The organism is Vibrio sp. 10N.222.46.A1 (assembly GCF_041473595.1).
Taxonomy (GTDB): domain Bacteria; phylum Pseudomonadota; class Gammaproteobacteria; order Enterobacterales; family Vibrionaceae; genus Vibrio; species Vibrio tasmaniensis_A.
Window position 1 is genome coordinate 1 of the sequence record NZ_JBFRSN010001783.1, and the last position, 384, is coordinate 384.

1 pseudogene is annotated in these 384 nt (G+C 37.8%); it reads left to right on the forward strand.

Features of this window, described 5'->3' with window-relative positions:
* Positions 1-19 precede the first annotated feature (19 nt).
* A pseudogene (locus AB4496_RS29310) lies at positions 20-384 on the forward strand (DUF3037 domain-containing protein); the annotation flags it as partial.

Below are 384 nucleotides of genomic sequence, written 5' to 3' on the forward strand. Positions count from 1 at the left end.
GGAATACCGAGAGCAACAGATGGTTAAAGCCCTTAGACAAGAGCTGAAAACTTTAACCATTCGGTATAAAGAGCAAAGCCTTGATACTGGTTTCAGTCAATTTAAGATTCCACTAGTAGCTAAAGAAGCAAATATAACTAAAGCGATCAAGCCGTTAGCATTTGACCAAGCGACTCCTTTAGCACTCGTTGACCACGGGGATCGTTGGATATCTCGTGTTAAACACTTACTACAAGCAAACGCTTTGAACGAAGATAACTTCTTATTTACGATAGAAAGACCTCAGAATAAAAAAGAAGAGTTTGTAGCCGCTTTTGATACTGTGCAAAAAGGAATGAAAGAACTAGGTGTAAAAGTTATTCCATATCAGAACAGTAATGAAAT